This window comes from Polaromonas sp. P1_G4 (assembly GCF_056405475.1).
In genome coordinates this window covers 1-648 of sequence record NZ_JBFUCA010001025.1, presented here as the reverse complement: position 1 = coordinate 648, position 648 = coordinate 1, and the positions used below count along the sequence as shown (strand labels likewise).

1 protein-coding gene is annotated in these 648 nt (G+C 64.7%); it reads left to right on the top strand.

Annotated elements, in window-relative coordinates; all coding sequences use genetic code 11:
* Window positions 1–648 (top strand): alpha/beta fold hydrolase (locus AC1D1X_RS25165; protein ID WP_477699615.1); only part of this gene is annotated, 648 nt, incomplete at both ends.

Here is a 648-nt window from a genome sequence, read left to right as displayed (position 1 = left end):
GCTGCAGGCCGGGCACCGCGTTGTAGCTCCGGACATGGTCGGGTTTGGCAAAAGCGACAAGCCCAAGAAGGACAGCTTTCATAGCTTCACCGCCCATCGCCAGATACTGCTCGAGTTGGTAGAAAAACTGGATCTGCAGAACGTCGTGCTTGTGGTGCAGGACTGGGGCGGTTTGCTGGGCCTGACGCTGCCGATGGTCGTGCCGCATCGCTACAAAGGCCTGCTGGTCATGAACACCATGCTGGGCACCGGGGATGCTCCCTTGCCTGCAGGCTTTGTGGCCTGGCGCGAGATGTGCGCCAGGAACCCCGGGTTTGATGTGGCGCGCCTTTTTGCGCGTGGCAATCCGCAGATGAGTCCCGCAGAGTGCGCGGCCTACAACGCGCCGTTTCCGGACAAAGGTCATCGCGCCGCGCTGCGCGCGTTCCCGCCCATGGTGCCGGATGCACCTGATGCCGACGGCGCCGCCATTTCACGCCAGGCGCGCGCGTTCTGGCACAACGACTGGCCCGGCCGGACATTGATGGTGGTGGGTGTACAAGACCCGGTGCTGGGCCCGCCCGTCATGAAGGAGCTGCAAGCCCTGATCCGCGGTTGCGGCGAGCCCTTGATGCTGCCGCGGGCCGGCCACTTTGTGCAAGAGCACGG